Genomic DNA, 22,046 nt, shown 5'->3' on the forward strand with positions numbered 1-22,046 from the left:
TACCCCCTCTTTTAATTACAATTCAATTTGTCCGTACACTTCAACTTCATGGATTGCGCCAGCGTTAGCGAATCGGAATGAAAGACCTTTATACACGCGGTTTGCGCGGTCTGTCGGATCGGATTCACCGCGAGAAAGTGCCGTGATTGTGTAGTCCGGTAACTTTTCTCCCGTTTCTGCAATGATTCCTTGTGTGTACGCCCGTTGAAGCGCGGTTGTAGCGGCTGCCTCGATTAATCCAATACCACGGTTATCATAAGGAACTTTCGGTGCATTCTGTAATGCAGTTTGAATCTCATTTTCCATCGTCACTTTCACGAAATCTTTCCCGTGAAGGGCATCGATGTATTCACCAGAACCCGTGATACCGTTAGACAGTTGCCCTTTTCCTGCTTTGACTACATAAGCCATGGCATTGTCCGTTTCGATTTCCGCCAACTCACCTGATGAAAGATGACGCGCTGTGATCCCAGCAAAACCGCCTTTGAACTTCCATGTGATTGAACCGACTGGAAGGGAACCGAGGGAACCGACCGCGGCTGCATCCAAATGTTCATTTGCAATCGGGTGATCGAATACCAGAGTGCGTTTGTAAGTCTTTAACGCTTCACGCCCTGCATCATCGTCAACGAGAGCCGCGAAGAACTTGAAGTCTAGTCCGTCGATGAATTGAGCGACTTTGACTTGTTCTGCTGACGCCCCGCCAACAAGAATAGCGAAATGCCATTCACGATCAGCGTATTGAAGCAACGCTGAATCTGGTGCGCCTGTCTCATACGTCGCAACCGAGATTGCTTCCGGGTGGTTAGCTTGCTTAAAGATCGTTTCCGCTTTCGCATATGGTTCTGTTCCTTCCGCAAAGTCTACCGCAAGCGTATCAAGCGAATAGTATTCCTTGAATGAAGGTGTACCGACTTTTTCAACGAGCAACAACGGACGACCGAGACCGATCATCGGCGCTGGTGATGCTAGATTAATAACTACATTCACGTCTTTTAGTGCCATGATTTATTTTCCTCCCTATTGCGGTATTTCTACCGACTCGATGTTTTCACCGTCTGAACCTTCTACATAGCGGACGCGGAACCGGATATCTAATCCGTACCGCCGTTCGTTATCCACACTTAGGAACGTGTCACGGCTTTGAATCCCTTCGATCTTGACGAACACAATGCCCTGGTCACTTAACACCTGTCGATGTTGCGACAATTTAAACAACATAGCCGTTTTATGCGAGAGTGTTTGAACTTCTGTCGCCCTTTCCGAATGCCAAGTGAACGAGAAGACCAGTTCGATGTCCTCAATCAACTGTCCGTCGATTTCCGCGGTTGCTTTCGGTAGATACGGTGAAGTCAGGGTGTAGGCACAAAACGGATAAGCGGGTTGACTGTCGTTCGACGCTTGCAAGATGACAAGATGCCCTGTGTTGTCTCGAATGTGCTTAATGATGATCCGTTTGATATTCTCGTAATCCATCATTCCACCACCTTATCGAATGAACTCACATATTTGACGGTATAGGAATTGAAATCCCCATACGTCTCATGTGGATTGACGCGCAAGACATGATAGATTTTATCTTCGTGTCGGATGCGTGTTCCATTCTCTAATTTCGCACCGGTGAAATATAACGTTCTATCGGCTTCAGTGAGCGTTCCGCCGCTTTGAGTAATCTGTCTATCCCCTAAAGGAACTAACGCCCCTCTAGCGTCCTTCCAGACCGTTTCGGCGGTTTGTTTCTCCCCGATATCGTCATAATAACTAGCGCCCACAATCTCGATAGAGAAAGGGACGCTGTATTTATCAATTAATCTTTTGAAACGATAGATGATCGACACAACGCCACCCCCTATTCAATCTTATGGTCCATCGAATTAATCATGTTGCCGGTATCGACCAGCGGATTACTAGAACCCTTCTGATCGACTGTTAAACCGACGTTTGCAGGATCGCGTAAATCACGGGCGAATTCCTGCAACTTGCCTTGTGCTTCGAGTGCCAGCGCGGAAAGTAAAGCTTCTGGTGACACTCCGTTCATGATCGCGGCACCGATTAGTTCGTTATACTTGCGCACGATTTCTGGTCCGTGTTGATCCCAACCCGCTCGAATGAACGAACGTTCTGGAATCTTGATCTGTGTCGTCGATTTCTTCAAGCTGATACCGAACTTGAACCGGAAGAATCCCCGCATTTTATCCGTGACGGGGATCGTGCATCCGAATTCGTGAATGTCCGCTAACATCTGTGTGAATCCCTCACCGAAATAACCGACCCGAATCCGCTTGCCGTCGAATGCTTCTGCGCTCGAGATAGCTTGCGGTAATCGGTTTCGGTCTTTCACACGAATCCGCGCCCTCATGGTTCACACCGGAAAGAAGCGGATTGCCGAATGATAGGGCGCCCAATGACCATACGCGCCACGGAACGCCTGTGTTGTGTCATTAGAGAACGTTTGAGACATGCCCGCCATTGATTCGGAAACCACGTCGCCACGTTCGCCCATTTCTTGCGTTGCTTTGACCCATTCTGAAATCCCTAGCTTTACGGGACCCGGCAAGACGAGTTTTCCAGTGACAGGATCAATCAACTTCATGAAATCCAGCTTGTCGCAATGTTCTTGTGCTGCAAGCAAGCCGGATTCAAGGAAAAGCGCCAATCTGACATCTTGCGTCAAATCATCAAGCGGAATCCCTAACAGTGCTTTTAACTCGTCTAGGTTCATGATTACTCACCCTTTTGTTCCGTGGCAATCAGATCATCGAGCAAGGCGCGTAATTCCCCGACCTTTGCTTTCGGATCGAAATCCGCTTCACGCTTTTTCAGTTCTTCGATGACTTCCGGTTTCGTCAATTCCTTGACTTCTTTCCGCACCCAGCCAAGCGGCTTATAAAACAGGCGGAATCGACGTTCATCAATTTCAAGTTCTTGACCGTCACGCTCGATGACGATTAGTTCATCTTTTTCAGCCATTGTATGACCCTCCTATCTATCGATTAAGGTGTTACGTCTGGTGTAAGAACCGCGAACGCTTCGTCTTTCAAGACCATGAATCCGACATACATAGTCACGCGAAGCGCAACCATATCACGTTCCCATAGGTTGATAACTTCGCCGTTTTCGTCTGTGATTGTCGAGATTGTAGCCTGTGTTGAGATGTCATATTCCATGTCTTGCGGAATACCGAAACGAGCCATGTTCCAGTCGCCTGTCATGGCAACCGCTTTTGTTTTGTCGAATGATTTACCGCTAACGTAAGAAAGTGGCAATCCGAGAATGTCGTCCGGTGCTGTGCCGTCGCCTTTTGTGAAGATCGGGCGTCCTGCTGAATCCAATTCACCGCGGAATTTCTGTTTGAGCGAACGAACTGTAACGATTCCGTCAGGATCAATCTCACTGTCTTCGACAAGCCCGAGCAATCCGTTTAATTGCGTGTAAAGCGGCGCGGAATCATCAAGCGCAACTGTGTTCCCTGCTTCTGTCGCAGCTGCAAGGATGTTATGTCCTGTTGCATACGGTGAATTCGTACCGAACAACGCTGCCTGGTCGAACTTCGTGTAAAATGCTTCCGCGATCTTAGGACGCATCATCTCGAAGAACGTCGGCAAGTTGTAACGCAAGAACTCTTTAGATACAGGAAGGATGACCGCTAGTTTCTTGGCAACCAGGTTAGCTTTTAACCAAGTCGCTTTCGAAGTCTGGATGCGTTCCCCTTCACTTACCCAGTAAGCCCCCGGACCTTCTGCAAGGTATGTGATTTCTTTTTCGAGTTTATCCATTTGCTCGAATTCCGCTTGTTGCATGACCGCGGATTGTGCCACGACTTCACCGATCGTTTCGACTGCGTATTGTTTCGGTACGCTCCCTGTCATTGCGTCAGACATCAACACGTTATCCGGTGTAAATGTCGGTTTTGCGAAATACTGGATTGGTAATTTAAGTGCGAATTTCGATTTTTCCATGAGTGTTGTACCCTCTTTCGTTATTTTTTAATTTGATTCTTGCGGATCGTTTCAATGAGTGATGTTGAACCACTAGCATTACCACCCGTGTTTCCGTTCCCCGGATTGTAACCCGCTTCTTTGAACTTCGATTGAACTTGTTCAGCAACTAGGGTGTTAATGACATCCGTTAGGGTTTGGATTTTACCGTCCATATCAGCTTGACGGGATTCCTCGTCTTCTCCTTCTGTTGTCACGACGAAATCAAGCAAGCGGGCATCTAGCTTCTGCTCGTTCAATTTCTGTGAAGCGTAGAACAGTGATTTATCACGAATCAGTTCCTTTTGCGCTTTTTCGAACTTCTCTTGTGCTTGTTGTGCCAGCTGTTCTTTCGTCATGCCCTGACTTTTGAGTTGTTCAATCGTCTGTTCTAGTGATCTCGTGCGGTGACTCCATGTATTCGTGACGGAATCTTTCGCCTTTTCGATTAGGGCATCAATTGCTTGCTGTTGCTCCGGTGTGAACAGGTCTGTAGTGCCGCCAGCGCTTTGATCTGTGCCTGAATTGGCATTGCCTGTGTCACTGCCTTGAGTGCCAGCGCCGCCCGTATCTCCATCAGCGCCACCGCCTGTATCAGCTGAAAAGAATTGGATTGGTAAACGTAATGCGAAACGTGGTTGATTGATGTTCATGGTTCATTCTCCTTTATGCGTTTCACCACCCTAACCCGCTTCCGCCCCGTAAACCGTTGCTTTCACGTCCTAGACCTGATGACCCGCAAGAAATTTATATTGCCTTGCTTTGTTGCCATTCCTTGTACCGCTGTTTCACCGCCGCTTCACCGTCTGCAACACCGATCGTTTTAATACCGACGACCTCATAACGAGCAAAGCAGCGGCAACGGATGTCATTGTAAGCCGTACCGCTGTTTCCCGGTGTCATGGTACTAATACCATTACCGAGATCAAACGGCGCGTCTAACGCCCGTTTCTGCCCTTGTAACACGCGGTGATTCGCCTTGCGTGTCTTGCGCACTCGTTCATCACCCATGTTCACCCAATACTTGACCATCTCGACGCCCTGTGCGTTTGCGTTTTGGGCGCTTTCGAATGAACCTTGCTCCCGAATGCGGTGGACTTCTGTTTCGCTAATCATCAAAGCGCGGTTGTAATCCATCGTGAACACACGTTGAATCTCTGCCGCCATCTGGTGAAGGTCTTGCCCTTGTGCCAATCCCTGTGAGATCGCCGCTTGGATATCAGCGGTGATCTTGACGCGGGACTTTTCGAGTGATTTGCTTAACCGTAATTTTTCAATCTGGTTCTTCTGTGTGAGCGCCAGCAATTCCGGTGTCCGCGGGGATGCACCCGCAAGCGTCTTGTCAATCGCCTTTTCGATGCCGAATGACATCCACGAATACGACAAGCTATATGAATCATCAAGCAGCTTTTGAATGGCATCCCGATTGAACTTCCCTAATCGGTTTGCCTGTGCGAATGCCTGTTGTTGCAAACGCTGAATGTCTCTATAGGCGACGATATCCATATAGGACAATTTACCGTCCTGGATTTTGGCGAAGATGCCACCTAACTCTTTCACTAGGTCCGACACTACCTGTTCATACTCACGTCGAATCTGAAGCAAGGTGTCTTGTTCCCTGCGTGTCAGCTGCTTGTATAAGAAATCAAAGAACTGAATCCAGTTCATTACTTATCAACTTCTTTCGGCTGTGCCGGCGGCGTCGGTTGTTTCGGTGTTATCGGATCAACCATCAATGCGTCGTTGATTTCACGGTCTTCCTCCATCAATTTGATTTCATATTCGACATCATCAATGAAGGTCGCTTGCGCTAGTCGTGTTTGTTCCGACACGCTACCTTTCAGTTTCGTGAGGACATCCGCTTCATTCAGCAAGTTTTTCGGGAAGTTCCGTTTGAATTCCGAGAAGACTTTAAACGGATCAATGACGATGTTTTCGATTGCCCATTTAGATGCCAAGACTTCAAACATGCGGGTGTCTGCTGCCTTAAACTTCTGTTCGAAGCGAGCGCATTTAGTTTCCATGCCGAACAACTTGAATTTGAGTGATTCCCCGCTTTGATTTCCGCCGAATGCTTCATCTGCCAAGTCAGGTGTACCGCTGAAACGGTAGATGGCATCATGTAGGCGGTTCAAATGGTTCTCGATTGCCCCATCATTCAAGTTCTTTTCAAGGAAACGGGCGTCGATCTTGTCGCCACCTAAACCAGGAATGTTAAGTGCTCCCGTGTCCTTCATGTTTGTGATCGCTGCTTGGTCCACCGATGCACCCAAGATTAAGAGATACGCCAAACGGAACGCTTCAATTTCGCTGTTCATGTCCGATGTCGTGCGGTCGAACGCATCAATGAGCGTGAGCACCTTTTCGGGATCGCCCATCAATTCATCGTTGTTCGGATAACCGATCATCGGGCATTTCTTAAAGCCATGTATCTTTTCCTCGATCAATTTAAGTTCGTCGCCGTCCTGCTCGTATCGGTACCGCATCTCATTATCGTAAAAGTGAATGATGTATTTCCCTTCTTCACCGTAATAGCGAATGGCGTATTCGGTTTCGATGATATTTCCATCCTCGTTCAGCAAAATCACCTGATGCCCCGGAATGTACATCATCCGATCCCGTGCATCTAGATCGATATAGAGTAAGCGGGCGGAATAGCCACCAATGGCACAATACTTGGTCGTTTCCATGTTCACATCTGCAATGCGGTTGCGAATCAGGAATTCCGACACCAGTTCATTTGCCATGTCGAATTCAGGTCGCTTCTTGTCGTAACTGTACGCCGCTTGTTTCCCAGCGAAATAACCTGTCTTCATATCCACGATCTCCGAGAAATAGTCATTGTTGATTCGGTTATCGATCGTGACATCCCGTTCGAAGACACGATGGAAGATCGGAACACCGCTGACATCAGTCTTGTATCGACGGTAGTTGTTCAGCATCCGTAAACGATGGGGTTTGTGCTTCTCGATTAGCTTCAAGATGACTTTCCGCCGTTCTTCATTGTTTTTGAGCGCCACGATTTCTTCTGTGTAGTCTGGAACGTCGAATGAATATCCTTGATTGGTACCAACGCCACGTAATTTACCACCGCGTTCCCAATCATTTGCATGTGACATATCCTCACCTCCTTAGAATTTCAGTGCTGCCGCTTGTGGTCGCATGTCTCGCTCGAATGCGTAGCGGGTTGAATCGATACTGTGGTTGTTCTTATCTTCCAGACGCGGTTTCGGGTTGCCGTCCTTGTCCGTCTGATAATCAATATCTTCGAATTCTTTTGCCGTGTGTGGCGTCCGTTTCGGATCAATAATGATTTCTTCCAGATCGTCTAACCAACGTTCGCCATATTCCACGCTGTCAGGACCTTTCTTTGCACCCTGTATGCGCGCGACGCCGTAACCGCGTATCTCTGCTATCGATTTCGGTTCCGCGCTATCAGCGATAATCTCATGCGTCTGATAACCCTTTGCTAATATCCATTCCACCAACTTGCGGTTCGAGATTTGAACACCGTGTAATTCGTCCATCAAATACAGGCGTTTGTGTGTCTTGTCGTAATGCCAGCGGACATACGCCAGCGGATCGGTCGCATAACCAAAGTCAACGCCTTGCCGGATGTTGTCGAATGTAGACATTTCTTCGTCTGTGATATGCCGGAACGTAAGGTTATTGAATGGTACAACGCCGCTCCCGATTGCTTCACCGAGATATTCCCACCGGTACCGCAATTCGTTTCGTGCTTTCGCCGCTTCCGCTTCTGCGATGAACTGCTTTGAGATATGCGGGTTATCGAGGTATGTCGAGTGATGCACGAACGTATTCTCTGCTACGAATGCCGACTCATATTTCTTGTTGACCCACGATTGTTTTCGTTTCGGCGGGTTATAGCTGTAAAAGAACTTATAAAAAAGACCATCGTCCAGCTCTCCACGTAACAAAGAGTTGGTAATGGTCGTGACTTCATCTTCTGTTTTAAATTCTGCTAATTCCTCGAGCCAAGCAAATGCAAATGGGAAATTAGCGGACTTGAGTGATTTAATTCGCTCCGGTTCCTGAGCTCCACGGAAGACCATGTAATTCCCACGTGGGATGTAGGTAATCCGCATCGGTGATTTATTGACCTTAAACAAATGACTGACACCTGATACCTCGATGGCCCATTTCATTTGTTCAAAAATGGATAGTTCAATTGTGTTATCAATCTTACGAATGCCTACTCCATTGACCGGATACCGCATCAGTAGCTGCGCAATGATAATGGCAATATCAGAAGACTTACCGGAACCACGGCCGCCCTTTTCAATGATGTTGAGAATGTTTGGATCAATGGCAGCTCTCCAGCTGTTATGAAATGCTTTTGGCAGCAACTCTGATAAACGAACCTGCTTCTTCAACTCGTATCGCCACCTGAGATGTCGTCAATGAACTCAACGGCACCAGTCAACTGAATCTCTTGACGATCCGTGAACAGTTTATAGTACTTGCCAAGTATCTCGGCCGCGCGGATCTTCTCGGTATTAGTCGGCGGCACCTGCTCCACTTCCTGCGCTCCCTGTCCTACTCCTACGAGTGCCGTACCTTGTTCCTCTCCCATTACGATACGAGTCAACAATTTTAAGATGTCGTCCTGATCGGCGATGAGTGCAGACTCTTTCTCCGCCAGTCGTTCTTCCAAATAAGATTGGATTTTAGTATTCTTTAGTAACTTGTCTGCATTCTGCCCTACATAGTTTCCTTTGTATCCTGCTTTTTTAGCAGCATCCGTTGCATTCAAGCTAATCAAATATTCATCACAAAAACGCTTTTGACGTGCGTTCAAAGAAGCCAACTCATCACCTCCTCTCTCTTATGCTTTCCAACGAACCGACTAGGTCAATCTCCATCAGCTCGTTGCAAGGCACAAAAAAAGCACCCCGAAGGATGCTTAGAATTAATCCAAAGTATGGGAAAACACAGAATCAAGATCATTCGGACGAATAACGTCTTCGTTTTTTGTATACCCATCTTCAGTTAAATATTGAAATACTCCACCATCATACCTCGGTTCAATGGAGACATAAGGTACTACTCTTGCTCTCGTTCCGCGAATACTGTCTACGCTTCTAATGTCAACACATCCGCCGTCTCGATTGTAGTGAACCTGGAACCCTTTTTCTTGACCACCGACTAAAGGCAATAAGTATTCAAAAGTATCACTGTTGATCGGATTGACCACTAGCTCGCCTGCCGAGCCAGAGTACTCCTTCAAATCTTCTTGTAACACTTTAATTTCTTCTTCAACATATTTTCTAATACCATCAAACGTAGTAGTAGATTTTAAAAACATATTTTTTGCTATGCTTTGTCCTACCGCTTTTCTCCAACTCAACTAAATCAACTCCGTATCCAAGATCGGCTGCGCCGTCCTAAATATTGTATCATCACATTCTTTATTTTCCTATTTTTACATTATCCTGAAAAGAACGCACGACCACTCCACCCTCGTGTTTGATTCACGTTCTCTCTTGGCTGCGTCATACGTTGTTGGCAAGAAGCGAATCATCTCATTCGCTCGAGTTCTTTCTTCCAAAGATACTTCAACCAATCACTTTGCGGGATTTTCCTGACAGCTCCTGTTCGTTTGTCCTTACGATTCTTATCTACCTTCCAGCAGATCACGAATGGCTTGCTTTCCATAGAATCACTCTCCTTTATATGTACAAATATCCGGATGAGAACGACAGCTGCAGGCATCTGGGGAATGGCAGGGAGCTATCGTAATAATGATCGAGGAGGTCATCACCTCACCCGGATACTTCTGCATACAAAAAAGACGCCCTGTCCGTTACAAGGCGTCTGGTATGTGAGTAATGCTTATGTCCTGTAGAACAATGCAACCGTCGTCGCACCCGCTTCGTCTACATGGAAAGAATATCACGTATTTGGCAAGTTTTTGTATCAAGATTGTATCAAAAATGTATTACGTTTTTTAGTTAAGAGATTATGTGTTTAAAAATCATATTTATCAAATAGAGTTTTTATTTCCCCATCTTATTTTATTTCTTTTTATTGATTTATCATAAGGAACACCAATTTCTCTTTTTGTACTTTCCATTACATACTCCAATCTGTTGAGAAATTCTCGATTTAAATCGTATACCTGATCTTTATAATCATCTATCGGTAAATAATCTATCGATTCTCTATTTTCCCATTGATAGTTGTATAAAATACCATATAGGCTTTGATCGACAAGATGAATTTTTTTTCTTATAACCTTTATCATCGAATCTATTTCATCAATACGTAGACCGACATACTCGGCATCCATTATCGCTTGCTCTTCTATAGTAATCATTAACGGAACATAAACTTCTATTAGTACCTCTTCACTATACTTCCTTTTCGCAATAGCACTTTGATTTTGAGCATTAGCAAACAATGCAATTGTAGCACCAACTATGGTAGAAGCTATTGTTGTGATTGAGGCAATAACTTCTTTAGACTGGATGATACTAGTTATAGACATTCTATAACTCCTTTTATTAAACGTTTATCACGCTTAGTATTTTTTAGTCGTATATTTCTCTGAAATAAAAGAATTTTTTCCTTTAAATATAATTGTATACCACCCGTTTTTTGATGCCTTTACAGTGACAATAGTTCCAGCTTTTATTGCTCCTACGATTTTTCCATTCGCGGATGCTTGTGATCGGACATTCAATGCGTCAGTCGCTTTAACTTTGAATTCTTTGAACACAACTACTTTTTTAGTGTAGGCAGATGAGATGTATGCTGTTTTTCCTTTATGAATGATTTTATACCATCCGTCTTTTGAACCTTTTATCGTTACCTTAGTGCCTTTCTTCAAGGTTCCAACAATTTTACCTTTAACTGATGGGCCGGACCGTACATTCAACGAACTGGTCGTTTCGACTACAAAATCAGAAAATACTTGATCCACGTTCACCTTATCAATCCAGCGATTTTTTCCTTTGTAAGTAAACGAATAACGATTTGATTGTTGAGACTTTACTTCAATCTTTGTTTTAGATGGTAGCTCAGCTATTTTTTTACTAGCTTTAGAAACTCCATCCCAAACTATTGTTTTTTTATTTGTAATCCCTTTGAATGGCTTAAAAGTAGGAACAGGTTTTTTTAAGTCGTTAATTGTATAAAAAGTGATATAAGCAGTTACATATTTTTTACTCTGTGCTAATGCAATTTCACGGACCTGACCATTCTTCACTTCACCAGTATATGCACCTGATACTCTAAAGATTTTTGCAGTCGGAAAGTAGTATCCATCAATCTCCGGTTCGCAATCACCAGTCGCTTTCGCAAAATTATCTCTAGTATTCTTACTAGCGTAAATTGTCATACTACATGTTGTAATATAATCTTCCATATTAGCTGCTGATACTGACGTTGTTATGAATGATGACGAGATCATTATCGAGGTAACACTCAGTTTTAACATTTTGGTTTTTAATAATTTTTTGATGAATGGTTTAATCACATAAACTCCCCCGTTTACAATTTAATACAACTTCCTCCTGTTAAATCACTATTACTTATCGGAATGTAATTAACCAATGTTAAGTGAAATTATTTTTCTTTAATAAAATTTGTTAAATAAATAAAAAATTTTAAGCAACATAAAAGATGCCAGTTTATGAACTGACACCTCTTGTATTTGATTCATTTAATTAAGCTATAATTGTTAGTTTATTTGTTTCTTTATATTCAAAAAGCTCTCTCATCAAGTAATCTTCGATGTTCCGGATGGCTTCGTTCTTCCATGCACCACCATCTGCTTCGAATAAAGCGACACGCGGACCGTTCTGCATCCGAAGGACGAACTTACTCTCCGGCTGGTCTACTTCGATGAACGTCCGGTATGGTGCGAGGGATACTGGATTGACGACTTTCACGTCAGCGACCGTAGCAACACCTGTTTTCATCGTGACAGCTTGCGAGATACCGTCGTCTCCTGCTGTCCGGACATTGTCCTCTTTGATATTACCAACGATCTTCAGAATCAACGCCTGATCCTGATTCGGAACGAAGACGGATTGTAGCTTGATGTTGATGTCTTCTGCATCGTAGTACGAGTCGAAACGGAACGATGGGATGTAAGCGGCAGCTTGGATGTAGTGATTCCGATTTTGATCACTGTTGAGTTTGCTCATGACCGTGACCGTCTCCGGGTCCTTGATATGGATGAGCAACGGTTCGTTCGTGTCGAACTCACTCTGGATGTACTCGACGAGTGCCGTCAGTGTATGAACTTTCAACGCGCTTGCTGTCGGTGCTGTGATGGCGTGGAGATCACGGTCGGAAACCGTGCGACCGTGTACCTGAGTTGTTTGGAATTCACCGTGCTCCTTGATCCAGTTGAATGCGTCTTTGAGTAATGACATATGAACAGCTCCTTTGATTGTTTTGGTTAGTAAGTTAGATTATGCGCGTGATGATCGTGCGTCTCGCAAGTCGATGACACCTTCGTTCGAATATTCCGGACTCTCTGCGATTGGGACTCCAACGTCATCCGCGATGTCACCGCTCTCCGTGATCATCATCTGACCTGGCATGCTCGACTTAAGTTCCTGACCGACCGCGTTTCCTTCGAAGTCGACGTCGATGACAATCTTCGATCCGATTGAGCGCGCTGGCGTCAACGTCGTCTTGACGCTGATGTCTACCATCGCAAGGTCACGCTGTTCATCTGCTGATAACGTCATCGAAATCGTCACTTTCCGCTTCTTCGTCGGATCCGTGTTGAGGTCAGCGATGTTTGCATAGACTTCCTTCAGAGCATTGTTGACACGTTCTGCGAATGCGCCTTCCGCGAATTCGTTGAGATTGATTTTAGGTTGTGGCATGTGATTCCCTCCGATTAATTAGTTTTAGTTTTGTGTTTACGATAGTCGAAATGTTACGGTCCTCCTTCCTGTGGTTAATCGTAGTCATCCCACACACCGAAGCGATCCGCGACGATACCGAGTAGCTTGTCTTTCGCTTCGTAATACGTGTTCCGGTTGCCATACCTCATCATCTCGATGACGACATTGTCCGTGTATTTGAACTTCGGACGGTACCGAAGATTCCAGATCTCGTTCAAGTCTGGATCCGTCTCTTCGAGCTCCTCACGAATCCGGAGCAAGAGTCGTTGTTCCGCTTCCGCCTGTCGGAGTTGTTCGAGTAACATGACAGCTTTCTCAACGTTGCTTGACGGACGACTATTTCTCTGCACCTCACTTGGTTGATAGCCAGCTGTAATCGACGGGGCAGAACGTGCCTTCAATGACTCGATACGAGCTGGAAGCGTGTAAAGACTTTTCAATTTGTTCTCGACAAGGACACGTTGTGCTTTCGTCAGCTTATGTGCGATATATTCCATTCAGTGCCGTCTTCCCTTTCATCTTAGAGTCGGATCGGTCGCCACCCGTCCTTGATCATCTTCTGCGTTTCATGCTGCGTGGCTTCTGGGATGTACAGCACTATGTACTGTTTCTTTTCGTAACGCTCGAATAGTTGTGGCTTCGTGCCGCTATATTTTATACGTCGAGTTGGTCTGGCCATCGTCGTGTCACCTCATGTTCATCAAGAGCACGACCTTCAAGCATCCAGTCCTTCCGTTCCCTCGAGAGCATGACCGCGATGCCGATCGGTCGTAGACCTTCCTCGATCTTGACCAATCGTCCTTCCCTTAACGTATGGCGACGGATCTGATTCGAGATGAACAGGACTTCTTCACGATTATCGTGCTTCTTTCGAAAAACGAGTGTTTTCATCGTTCAATCCCCTTCCTTGGCTTTCGTTCTGGGAGTTCCATCACTGCGACATAACGAATATATTCATTTCGTGAAACGAACGAGACACGACCAGAGAATTCATCCTTCGAGAACTGCTTACTACCTTTTACGAATTGATCCCGCCGGACGAGCCGGGCGCCGCGGTTCTCGTGGTCCGCGATACGCCGGTCAAGTCCTGCCTCACTGACATCCGTCAATTTGAACTGCATGTAGCATCCTCCTAGTCTTGATGGAGGGAACGAAGAAGTTCCTCCACTTCCGCATCATCCGGAACGTTACTTTCGAGTTCTTGCTTTCTGCGTTGTTCGAATGCTTGTTGATCTTCCTTCTCTTTGGCGAGCCAGGCCGGTTCTTTCATCTCGGAATAGCTTCGACGATTGCGACCGTATCCTTTCGGCGCTTGTGAATTGCTCCGCTTCGCTTCGTGCAGCTGGATTGCTTCGAGCGTGAACAGTTTCTTTTCTGCAAGCTTACGAATGATCGCTTTGGCATACTTCCAGTTCCGTACGTCGTTGAGAACGGATTGTTCGAGAGCGTATTGAATGAGCTCATAGGATGTGTCGTTGAGAGTATGCTTGATATCATCAATGACGTAACTGGATGCCAGTCCGATTTCTTTTTGAAAGAAGCTGACCAATTTCGAAAGATCATCGAGATTATTTGATACGTCCTCTGATGATGATGAATTACTTAAAGGATTATTCTTAAAGGATTCTTCTTCGTAGTCGCCTGGCGACTGGGGACCAGTCGTGTGACGACCGGGGGCAGGTCGCTTCGTGATTGGGGGGTGTCGTGTGACGACCGGTGCAACAAAATTCTCGATAGTATATAAATTTGAGGTTTGTGCTCCGTTTTTATTCACTCTTCCTTTTTTCGTAATCAAACCTTTTTTCACTAAACTTTCTATACAACTTTTAACCTTAGTAACACCACATTGTGCTTCGTCAGCAATTGTTGGATAAGATGGAAATGCTCCCGTTCCGTTACCCGCATGACTCTTCAGAACGAAGTAAACCATCTTTTCGTAGATATCCCCGAAGGTCGCATTATCGCGTACGACCTCGTGGGGAATCATCGTGAAAGGTATAGTATTACTGTCGTGAATTTGATCTTGGCTCATGTTCCTCACCTCACGCATCGAACGGGAACTGTTCCCCCTCGGACGACTCGTCTTCGACTGGTGGCGGTACTTGCTCCGACTCTTCTTCCGTGAACTCAGCATCCGTATAGTCGATTGCTACTGGATCTGACGTGATATCTTTTCGAACCGTTTCATCTTTCGATACGTTGTCCTGAATCTCGATGGAGATCGGCAAGTATTTGAACATGCGACGAATGACGGTTTTCTTCGCCATCTCTTCGTAATGATCTTTCCAAGGTCCATACGTTCCAGCTTTCGAACTGCCTTTGATCCGTTCGATTTCCGTTTTACTCATGATTTCCATGTGATATCCACCATCTTTGAAGTGTGCGACCCCGTAGACATAAATCAATGCACCTCGGTCACCGATTGCTGGCTTATGATGCAACTTTGGTTCGAGTCCGAGTTCATACTCGAACGCATCATTCTCGTGGACCGTATAGGCATAGATGTTTTTCATGTGTCCGGACCGTCGTGCGAGATCAATCATTCCCTTGTAACCAATGAGGAACTGGACGTCCTTCTGCCATACATCTTTACCATCGATTTTCTTTTTGTTGTTGAATGGAACGAAGTAGCAATGACCAATCAACCCTGGCTCGAGTCCGAGCTGCGCGGCTTGGACAACCGCCCCTAGGAGGGACGGGATGGTGCATTCCAGTAATTTTGGATTGGAGCGAATCACGGTCAATGCGATGTTCGTCATTCGTTCTGGTGTCATGTGAGACGGTAATGCCTTGGAGATATCCCCTTGCATGCTCTCGAGGTAATGTCTGACCTGTTGCTTAGGTGTGAGTTGTGATACATCCTTCTTCGCTACCGTACCGTTGGCTTTATTGGCGAGTGCTGCTTTTGTGTCGTTGACGTTTGCCATGATTATTTCGCTCCTTTAATTTTCTTGATCCCGAATCGACGTGAGACGGATGGCTTGATGACTGCTTCGTAGACATCCGGATATTCCGTTTTTAACAGCTTGCTGTCGACTCGGTTCGAAATCGTCGACTTCCATGTCACGATATGATCCGATGCTTGCCCCGTCTCCATGTCTCCCATCATCTGCTTCAACCGGTTCTCGTACGTCTTGACGAGTTCATCGATCTTCTTCTTCGATTCTTTCGCTTCTTCCAGTTCACCAATCAATTCATCTGCAGCATCATCGAGCTCCATCTCGGAACCCGGTTCACCCCGGAACATGTTCGAGAGAAAGCCGGTAGAGGCATCGGAACCATCGATTGCCGGTGCGAACCCGGTCATCACGTGGTTCTCCCAGAAATCCTTTTCGATGGAAATCAGATGATCAATGACCTCTTCATCCCGTTCGATGCGTTTATAGACGAATTTATTTCCTCCGATCAGGACGGCGAACCAGACCGCTTTCGCACCCGTGACTGCAAGATAATGCATCCCTTGGATGTAGTATTGTTGAGGAAGCTCTTCTCCTTCCCACTCACCCTTGAGATATTCGGATGCCGTCTTGCATTCGAGAATCTCATTGGTCCCGACGACGCGACGATCGATGTTCGCAAGCATCCATGGGTATTTAGGATGCGCCATCATGCGGTTATCCCGTCGAACCTTTAACTTGGAACGGAGCGTGAACTCTGCGGCCACTTTCTCCTCGTTCGCATTACCGAAGTATGCTGCTTCGCTGCCACTCAGAAAGGCACCGTCTTCGTCCGTGACGTAGACTTCATCCGACACGACCTGACCTGTCTTTTCAAGGAAAAGCGTGAATGGAGACTTATACTTATTCAGCCCAGCGACGACGGCTGCATCACTTCCTCCGATTCCTTTGTTACGTAGTGCGAGCCATTCAGCGCGCTCCATGTGTTTCGTATTTGCAATGACGTTCATTCCAGTTCCTCCTTATAGGACGGCGTTTCGATAATCGCTCAGCTGTTCCTTAAGTTCCGGATCCAGTTCGAACGTATCAAAGCCTGTTTCAGTAGTTTCATCTGTCTCATGATCTTCGATGAAATCATCCCAGTGGTTAGTCGTCATTTTGACTCCTCCTTCACCGTATCTAAAGCAATTTTCAACGTCTCGATTTGGTTTTGAAGCACCTGGACAAATGAATAAGCCGGTGCATATGTGCCGAGTACGAATCCTAAACGAGACAACGTCTGCTCTATATCAGCGATGGTCTGGTCGACAGATTCTGCAGCATGGTCGAGTTCAATGTCCGCCTTCTGCTTTTTGATGAAGAGCAGCCGCCCGATCCGTTGCGCTCGATTAATCGTGTTCATGGTTTTCCTCCTGTCCGGAGCGTGATACACTTAAGTTCCTACGCAAAAGTGGTCATCGCTCTCTCGAGTGATGGCTTTTTTTCATTTCTTTCCGCTTGTCTTCAGCACGTTCTGCCCGGTGCTCAAACCACATGGCTGGAGTCAAGAACACAACGCCGATCACCCAAGCGACTGAGAGCATGTACGTCAGTTCCGGTGACATTTCCTCACCTCCTTTCCCGTTTGCTCTTCCGTTCGTCCCACCACCAGCCACCGAACGCTGTCAGTACAGCAATTGATGCAAAACCATAGATGATGTACGCATTCATTTCAGCTTGATCGGTGGGTCCATTTGAATCAGATGCATTTCGAATGTGTCTTCCATCAGATGCAGAACATGCTGTTTGTTGATGGCGTCAATCACGATGATCGGATCATTCTTGACCATCTGGTTGAAATGGACCATAGCATCCTGCTCTGATTCCTCGACCATCTCCCGTGTCACATCGACTAGGATGTTCGAGATGACGTCCTCGACATTGATGAGCGGTAAGAGTGTCGGGTTCTCATAAAAACGATCCACAAGCGTATTGGCTAACACATCGAGATTTTTATACAGTGGCATGTCGTTTCACTCCCTCGATTGATTGATTCCAGTTATTGCACTCGACCCGCTGATCGAGCCATTCGTTCAGATGTTCGCGACGGATGATGATCTTGCCGTCGACTCGAGTAATCGGTAGTCCGTTCTCTCGAATCTGTTTGTCAATCATGCTGCGGCTACAGCGGAGTTCTTCGCATACTTCCGGAACCGTCAGATATTCGCGTTTACGAGCGATGGCTGCGAGTGACTCTGCAATCCCGTCTGCGATCATGCGCTTGAATTCTTGCTCGTTGAATAACATGCCTTTCCTCCTTTCTTCAGATGAGCGCTGGGCGCCAATGCTTGACGTACGAGAGTGCTTCTTCGAATTGGTTCTGACGGATGTCACGGTAGGATGAGACGGCAAAGGCCCGCTTGATGTCACTACCGAAACGACCGTAAAGTTTGCCCTTCGTGTCATACAAATCAGATGGCTTTTCGGTCAATTCTCTCCATAGTTCTTCCGCTCGACGTTTCTTAGCTTGTTCGATCGCCAGCTGTTGTCCGTAATCGAGAGTCATGCGTAAATCAATCTTTTCTGTGAGCACCGTGATTGCGCTCTCTGTTTCCTCTTGCTTCTCGAGTAGTTGAGCGGTCGCTTGAAACAATTTAGCGAACGGGATGTCCTTCGGGACTTCATATGATCCCGTACTACGGATTGAAGGTAGGACATCTTCCATAATCCAGTTTTCGAAAGCTTGTGCTGCAGGTAACTTCGAGTTAGTGACAAGTCGATAAACATCTGGTTCTCGGATCACTCTCGTTTCTTGTGATCTACCAAGGTTATCGATGACGGGATGAAACATCCCTTCACCCTTGCAATGTCGATTCACCGCCTTATGAGGTTCTTTGTAACCAAGTGCTTTTGCAACGTCGGTGGCGACAAATAGTGGTGTCTTACTGTCACCAATCATGCGTATGGTGTTTCCGTTAAAAATCTTAGTTAACTGGTTCATTTCATTCCTCCTATTTCAGGGTATAAATTAATAAATTATTCTTTAGTTGCTTTTACGCAACCTTTATTTAAAAAAATTTGCTGTTCCACATCTTTCTCCATTCCAAGTAAACTGATCACTCTAAAAATCTCTGAAGCCGTAAATTCAGTCTTACCGGATTCTTTTCTATAGTATGTTGATGTGTTGACATCAAGCTGTTGAGCCACTTCACGTCGAGTAAGCTTACTCTTTTTTCTTCTAAACTCTATTAGAGCAAGAAATGCGTCATTCACTTCCTCACCTCCTTTCGGTTGCGTATTTGCTAACCTTGAACCAAATATACAACATAAGTTGCTTAAACGCAACGTTTATTTTCAAAAGTTTCCAAATATCTTATTGCATATCTGCAACAAAAGTTGCCACGTCGGTTATACTATTTATGGTGATGTACTATTTAATTTAAAAGATGGTGGTGATGACTAAATGAAAAATTCTTCTATAACATTTACAGATAGATTTGAGGAAGAACTTAAGAGAAGCGGTTTGTCAAAAGCAGCTATCGCTGAAAAAATTGGAGTAAGTAAATCTACAATATCAAGATATGCCGACGGTACAATGGGACCAAATGCTTCTTCGATTGCAAAACTTTCTTTACTTTTCGGTTGTAGCTCTGACTACCTACTTGGTCTGACTCCAGAGCGTAACAATTCATCAGTTCCTTCAGTTGGGGAGTCAGATATCTATTATGAGGCAGATGAAAATATACGAAAATTATTAAAGTTAACCGAAGAAGAGCTTGAAAGTCTTTCTAGAAAACAAATAGAAGAAATTTATGCGTTTATTGAATTTCAAATTGAAAGAAGCAAAAAAGGCGACTGATAAGATCAGACGCCTTTTATTGTTCAATTTTTATATTCTCCCACTTATCTCGATTGAATACTTCTTCAAGTGTAAAGTTCATTCGAATAGTTCGCCCATCTTTTTTCACAGTCACATGTCGCTCTTTCAATAGCATTAACTTATATGAATTTAATTCGAGCGTTGACTTTGCTTGCAAAACGAATCCCTCCAAATGCGAACTAACGTTCCTTATATTGATTTTAGTATGCCTCAATTACTTTTTATTTTCAAGTATCATCCTATTCTTTACAATCGTAATAATTCGACAATTTATGACATTTTACTCTGAATTATAAATCTGTTTTTCAAAACTGTGAATCCTTACTGATACAGATATTTGTCGAATGTTTTTCTATTTCAACAGAATCCATGTGTCGAATTATGTCATACGATAATTTTACATAATTGCCTTTTTGTTAAAAATATACCTTCTTACCTATCCAAACATTGGTAATATTATACGGATGACTATAAAGGGAGGCACTATTATGAAACACTTAGTAATTGGAACATCTATCACTGCAGCATTATTACTTGCGGGATGTAGCGAAGAAGCACAAAACGGACCTAAAACCGAAGTGAAAGCAGATGATAAGAAAGAAACGACGGAAACAAAAGCTGAACCAAAGAAAAAAGAAGCGAAAGAAGAATCTTCAAAAGTTGAGAAGACTGAAGCAGGCGAGAAAACTACATACTTCACGAATAAGAACGTAAACGAGAAAACGAAGCTTGGGCCGATCAACTTCTCCGTCAACAAAATTCAGACATCACGCTTTAAGGTAGCGGATTCATATAAAGAAGCTTTCGGAAACAAAGACGAAGTCACACTTGTTATTGTAGATGTAACTGCAGAGAATACGAGTGACGATACGATCAACTTCCATCCGAACCAGGCAACGATTACGACGAACACGGGCGAGCAAATTCAGGCGGAAATCTTTATATCAGACGATGTTGGTGGTGAGTTCATCGGCAAGGTCAAAAAAGAAGGCAATATCTTCTTTACTGCCAAATCACTGCCGAAAGAAATCACTAGCATCAAATACATCGTCGATGGACCATCGGATTCAAACTTCCAAAACTTAGCTGATCGCTATACAGTTGAGATTTCTACAAAATAAGATTTAACTTCCAGAAACAAAAAGACGTTGCCGTCAGCAACGTCTTACAAAGTTTATTTAAAATTTACCATTACGAAGAGCATCGAACCAAGGACTTTGAGAAACGGTATTCGGAAGATCATCTGATTTTTCATTCGCTCGCTGATTAAATCGCTCTTGCGCTGCTGATTGAAAATCATCATAAGCTTTATCGACTTTTTTACTGTGTTGTTCGAAAGCTTTCTTTTCCTTTTTGTAACGTTTCAACAAGTTCATTTAGTTCACCCTTTTCGAAATAAATTGGAGGAAATCATGTCAAAATCATCAAAACAAAACTCGTCTGGAGCTCATCAAAATAAGCCAATGCAACATTATTTATACGCAGATATGGATTTTATCAATTCTTTTCTAGCGCAAAGCGGTAAAGGTCTTCATCTTACTTCTCGTCAAACAAATTCTAACACAAACGGTAAGAAAGAAGATAGAAGTACTTCATCCATAACAGCACAAGGAAACGCTCTTAAAAAAGGTAGCCCGACGTTAGAAGTAGGTGCGTTTGGTTCTAAATTAGGTGTTGGTGGTGATGAAAAGAGTAATGGGGAATTAACGGTAACTATCGAAGGACTTGAACGTGGAGAAGACTCCCTTGTTTATACAGAACAAGCAATAGAAGTTGCTTTACATGATTATGCGATTAAAATGTTTATTGAAACTGTCACTGATATAACGAAGACATCTAATGGCCAAAGTGATTATTTCTTAGCATTAGATAAAGAATGGAGTTTGCTTGATTACTCAAATACGTTATCGGAAAAACTAGACGCATACGCTGAATTGTTTGGAACCGGATTAATTGAGGATGCTGAGAAAACTTTAGACGTCATAAATACAATCTCACCACAAGCAAAAGCCATATTAAAAGTTATGAATTCAACTTTCCCAACACCATATGCGATTAGAAGAAAAAATAGACATGGAGTGTTAGATGAAAAGTGGATGAGATATTCTATGAAGTTTTTAGTTAATGATTTCGGAATGACACCTAAATTCAATGTTTTGGGTATTAAAACAACAAATAACAAAACAGTTGTAAGTGATGAGGTATTAGATAACCCTAAAAAACTAATGAGTAACTTATCACAATTTCTGGATCAAAGTTTTTTGACAGAAGTTACTGAGACTAACTCGGGCGACTATATGTTTAGACCGATTGTTATCTATAGAACCTTAAATTAATTTTTTTCAAATCAGAGCATCCGACTACTGGATGCTTTTTTGATAAAGTCTGTATACCAGCTATACGGAATCATCTTGACAAACATATAATA

Annotated in this window: 35 protein-coding genes; 3 read left to right on the plus strand and 32 right to left on the minus strand. The window is 44.4% G+C overall.

The genetic code is table 11. The features are described from left to right. Positions 1-15 precede the first annotated feature (15 nt). The 31 genes from ACY2IG_RS10225 to ACY2IG_RS10375 form a co-directional block, all read right to left on the minus strand. Complete coding sequence (locus tag ACY2IG_RS10225) at positions 16-1,005, minus strand: DUF3383 family protein (protein ID WP_462617870.1); 990 nt, start codon at positions 1,003-1,005, stop codon at positions 16-18. Between the two features lie 15 nt (positions 1,006-1,020). Then, positions 1,021-1,476, minus strand: a complete 456-nt coding sequence (locus ACY2IG_RS10230; protein ID WP_462617871.1) for a phage neck terminator protein — start codon at positions 1,474-1,476, stop codon at positions 1,021-1,023. Next, positions 1,476-1,838 (minus strand): head-tail adaptor protein, encoded by a 363-nt coding sequence (locus tag ACY2IG_RS10235; protein ID WP_462617872.1) that lies wholly within the window; start codon positions 1,836-1,838, stop codon positions 1,476-1,478. Before ACY2IG_RS10235 ends, ACY2IG_RS10230 begins: the two co-directional genes overlap by 1 nt. Before the next feature lie 11 nt (positions 1,839-1,849). After that, complete coding sequence (locus tag ACY2IG_RS10240) at positions 1,850-2,341, minus strand: hypothetical protein (protein WP_462617873.1); 492 nt, start codon at positions 2,339-2,341, stop codon at positions 1,850-1,852. Between the two features lie 21 nt (positions 2,342-2,362). Then, a complete protein-coding gene (locus tag ACY2IG_RS10245) occupies positions 2,363-2,722 on the minus strand; it encodes a head-tail connector protein (protein ID WP_462617874.1) in 360 nt (119 codons plus the stop codon). Positions 2,723-2,724: 2 nt separating this feature from the next. Further along, positions 2,725-2,970, minus strand: a complete 246-nt coding sequence (locus ACY2IG_RS10250; RefSeq protein WP_462617875.1) for a hypothetical protein — start codon at positions 2,968-2,970, stop codon at positions 2,725-2,727. Between the two features lie 23 nt (positions 2,971-2,993). Beyond that, entirely contained in the window at positions 2,994-3,959 is a 966-nt protein-coding gene (locus ACY2IG_RS10255) for a phage major capsid protein (protein ID WP_462617876.1), read from the minus strand. A 20-nt stretch (positions 3,960-3,979) separates the two neighbouring features. Then, positions 3,980-4,630, minus strand: a complete 651-nt coding sequence (locus ACY2IG_RS10260) for a hypothetical protein (RefSeq protein ID WP_462617877.1) — start codon at positions 4,628-4,630, stop codon at positions 3,980-3,982. A gap of 94 nt (positions 4,631-4,724) precedes the next feature. Continuing rightward, complete coding sequence (locus ACY2IG_RS10265) at positions 4,725-5,645, minus strand: phage minor head protein (RefSeq protein ID WP_462617878.1); 921 nt, start codon at positions 5,643-5,645, stop codon at positions 4,725-4,727. Continuing rightward, complete coding sequence (locus tag ACY2IG_RS10270; RefSeq protein ID WP_462617879.1) at positions 5,645-7,096, minus strand: phage portal protein; 1,452 nt, start codon at positions 7,094-7,096, stop codon at positions 5,645-5,647. The genes ACY2IG_RS10265 and ACY2IG_RS10270 overlap by 1 nt, the downstream gene beginning before the upstream one ends. Positions 7,097-7,108: 12 nt before the next feature. Further along, the gene (locus tag ACY2IG_RS10275) at positions 7,109-8,371 is read right to left on the minus strand and encodes a PBSX family phage terminase large subunit (RefSeq protein ID WP_462617880.1); all 1,263 of its coding nucleotides are present in this window, start codon (positions 8,369-8,371) and stop codon (positions 7,109-7,111) included. After that, on the minus strand, positions 8,368-8,805 hold the full coding sequence (locus tag ACY2IG_RS10280; RefSeq protein ID WP_462617881.1) for a terminase small subunit: 438 nt from the start codon (positions 8,803-8,805) through the stop codon (positions 8,368-8,370). The genes ACY2IG_RS10275 and ACY2IG_RS10280 overlap by 4 nt, the downstream gene beginning before the upstream one ends. Positions 8,806-8,907: 102 nt before the next feature. Next, the gene (locus tag ACY2IG_RS10285) at positions 8,908-9,345 is read right to left on the minus strand and encodes a hypothetical protein (protein WP_462617882.1); all 438 of its coding nucleotides are present in this window, start codon (positions 9,343-9,345) and stop codon (positions 8,908-8,910) included. A 636-nt stretch (positions 9,346-9,981) separates the two neighbouring features. Then, positions 9,982-10,485 (minus strand): hypothetical protein, encoded by a 504-nt coding sequence (locus tag ACY2IG_RS10290; protein ID WP_462617883.1) that lies wholly within the window; start codon positions 10,483-10,485, stop codon positions 9,982-9,984. 33 nt (positions 10,486-10,518) lie between these two features. Continuing rightward, entirely contained in the window at positions 10,519-11,475 is a 957-nt protein-coding gene (locus ACY2IG_RS10295; protein ID WP_462617884.1) for an SH3 domain-containing protein, read from the minus strand. Between the two features lie 190 nt (positions 11,476-11,665). Beyond that, positions 11,666-12,379, minus strand: a complete 714-nt coding sequence (locus ACY2IG_RS10300; protein ID WP_462617885.1) for a hypothetical protein — start codon at positions 12,377-12,379, stop codon at positions 11,666-11,668. Between the two features lie 39 nt (positions 12,380-12,418). Continuing rightward, positions 12,419-12,841: a replication terminator protein gene (locus tag ACY2IG_RS10305; RefSeq protein ID WP_462617886.1), complete on the minus strand. Its 423-nt coding sequence runs from the start codon at positions 12,839-12,841 to the stop codon at positions 12,419-12,421. Positions 12,842-12,915: 74 nt separating this feature from the next. After that, positions 12,916-13,359, minus strand: coding sequence for a hypothetical protein (locus tag ACY2IG_RS10310; RefSeq protein WP_462617887.1), 444 nt, complete (start codon positions 13,357-13,359; stop codon positions 12,916-12,918). A gap of 23 nt (positions 13,360-13,382) precedes the next feature. After that, positions 13,383-13,541: a hypothetical protein gene (locus ACY2IG_RS10315; RefSeq protein ID WP_462617888.1), complete on the minus strand. Its 159-nt coding sequence runs from the start codon at positions 13,539-13,541 to the stop codon at positions 13,383-13,385. Then, complete coding sequence (locus ACY2IG_RS10320; protein ID WP_462617889.1) at positions 13,517-13,753, minus strand: hypothetical protein; 237 nt, start codon at positions 13,751-13,753, stop codon at positions 13,517-13,519. Before ACY2IG_RS10320 ends, ACY2IG_RS10315 begins: the two co-directional genes overlap by 25 nt. Next, positions 13,750-13,983, minus strand: coding sequence for a hypothetical protein (locus ACY2IG_RS10325; protein ID WP_462617890.1), 234 nt, complete (start codon positions 13,981-13,983; stop codon positions 13,750-13,752). The genes ACY2IG_RS10320 and ACY2IG_RS10325 overlap by 4 nt, the downstream gene beginning before the upstream one ends. Before the next feature lie 11 nt (positions 13,984-13,994). After that, positions 13,995-14,894: a helix-turn-helix domain-containing protein gene (locus ACY2IG_RS10330; protein ID WP_462617891.1), complete on the minus strand. Its 900-nt coding sequence runs from the start codon at positions 14,892-14,894 to the stop codon at positions 13,995-13,997. A gap of 10 nt (positions 14,895-14,904) precedes the next feature. After that, positions 14,905-15,789 (minus strand): recombination protein RecT, encoded by an 885-nt coding sequence (gene recT, locus ACY2IG_RS10335; protein ID WP_462617892.1) that lies wholly within the window; start codon positions 15,787-15,789, stop codon positions 14,905-14,907. A gap of 2 nt (positions 15,790-15,791) precedes the next feature. Continuing rightward, on the minus strand, positions 15,792-16,769 hold the full coding sequence (locus ACY2IG_RS10340; RefSeq protein ID WP_462617893.1) for a YqaJ viral recombinase family nuclease: 978 nt from the start codon (positions 16,767-16,769) through the stop codon (positions 15,792-15,794). Positions 16,770-16,781: 12 nt separating this feature from the next. Continuing rightward, positions 16,782-16,916 carry a hypothetical protein gene (locus ACY2IG_RS10345; protein WP_462617894.1) on the minus strand — a complete coding sequence of 45 codons (135 nt, stop codon included), beginning with the start codon at positions 16,914-16,916 and terminating at the stop codon, positions 16,782-16,784. Next, positions 16,913-17,161, minus strand: coding sequence for a hypothetical protein (locus tag ACY2IG_RS10350; protein WP_462617895.1), 249 nt, complete (start codon positions 17,159-17,161; stop codon positions 16,913-16,915). The genes ACY2IG_RS10345 and ACY2IG_RS10350 overlap by 4 nt, the downstream gene beginning before the upstream one ends. A gap of 52 nt (positions 17,162-17,213) precedes the next feature. Further along, entirely contained in the window at positions 17,214-17,363 is a 150-nt protein-coding gene (locus ACY2IG_RS10355) for a hypothetical protein (RefSeq protein ID WP_214857962.1), read from the minus strand. A gap of 102 nt (positions 17,364-17,465) precedes the next feature. Further along, on the minus strand, positions 17,466-17,765 hold the full coding sequence (locus tag ACY2IG_RS10360; protein ID WP_462617896.1) for a hypothetical protein: 300 nt from the start codon (positions 17,763-17,765) through the stop codon (positions 17,466-17,468). Next, positions 17,752-18,045, minus strand: a complete 294-nt coding sequence (locus ACY2IG_RS10365; RefSeq protein WP_462617897.1) for a helix-turn-helix domain-containing protein — start codon at positions 18,043-18,045, stop codon at positions 17,752-17,754. The genes ACY2IG_RS10360 and ACY2IG_RS10365 overlap by 14 nt, the downstream gene beginning before the upstream one ends. 16 nt (positions 18,046-18,061) lie before the next feature. Then, on the minus strand, positions 18,062-18,739 hold the full coding sequence (locus ACY2IG_RS10370; RefSeq protein ID WP_462617898.1) for a BRO family protein: 678 nt from the start codon (positions 18,737-18,739) through the stop codon (positions 18,062-18,064). A gap of 35 nt (positions 18,740-18,774) precedes the next feature. Beyond that, positions 18,775-19,011, minus strand: coding sequence for a helix-turn-helix domain-containing protein (locus ACY2IG_RS10375; protein WP_268024257.1), 237 nt, complete (start codon positions 19,009-19,011; stop codon positions 18,775-18,777). A 190-nt stretch (positions 19,012-19,201) separates the two neighbouring features. On the opposite strand from ACY2IG_RS10375, the gene ACY2IG_RS10380 reads away from it, so the two are divergent. Beyond that, positions 19,202-19,597 carry a helix-turn-helix domain-containing protein gene (locus ACY2IG_RS10380; protein WP_462617899.1) on the plus strand — a complete coding sequence of 132 codons (396 nt, stop codon included), beginning with the start codon at positions 19,202-19,204 and terminating at the stop codon, positions 19,595-19,597. 509 nt (positions 19,598-20,106) lie between these two features. After that, entirely contained in the window at positions 20,107-20,739 is a 633-nt protein-coding gene (locus ACY2IG_RS10385) for a DUF4352 domain-containing protein (RefSeq protein ID WP_462617900.1), read from the plus strand. 57 nt (positions 20,740-20,796) lie between these two features. Here the strand turns inward: ACY2IG_RS10385 and ACY2IG_RS10390 are convergent, their stop codons facing one another. After that, positions 20,797-20,985, minus strand: a complete 189-nt coding sequence (locus ACY2IG_RS10390) for a hypothetical protein (RefSeq protein ID WP_462617901.1) — start codon at positions 20,983-20,985, stop codon at positions 20,797-20,799. A 45-nt stretch (positions 20,986-21,030) separates the two neighbouring features. Here ACY2IG_RS10390 and ACY2IG_RS10395 point away from each other — a divergent pair, with 45 nt between their 5' ends. Next, complete coding sequence (locus tag ACY2IG_RS10395; RefSeq protein WP_462617902.1) at positions 21,031-21,954, plus strand: hypothetical protein; 924 nt, start codon at positions 21,031-21,033, stop codon at positions 21,952-21,954. Positions 21,955-22,046: the final 92 nt, after the last annotated feature.

The sequence above is a fragment of the Exiguobacterium sp. EF_C8 genome (genome assembly GCF_054956715.1).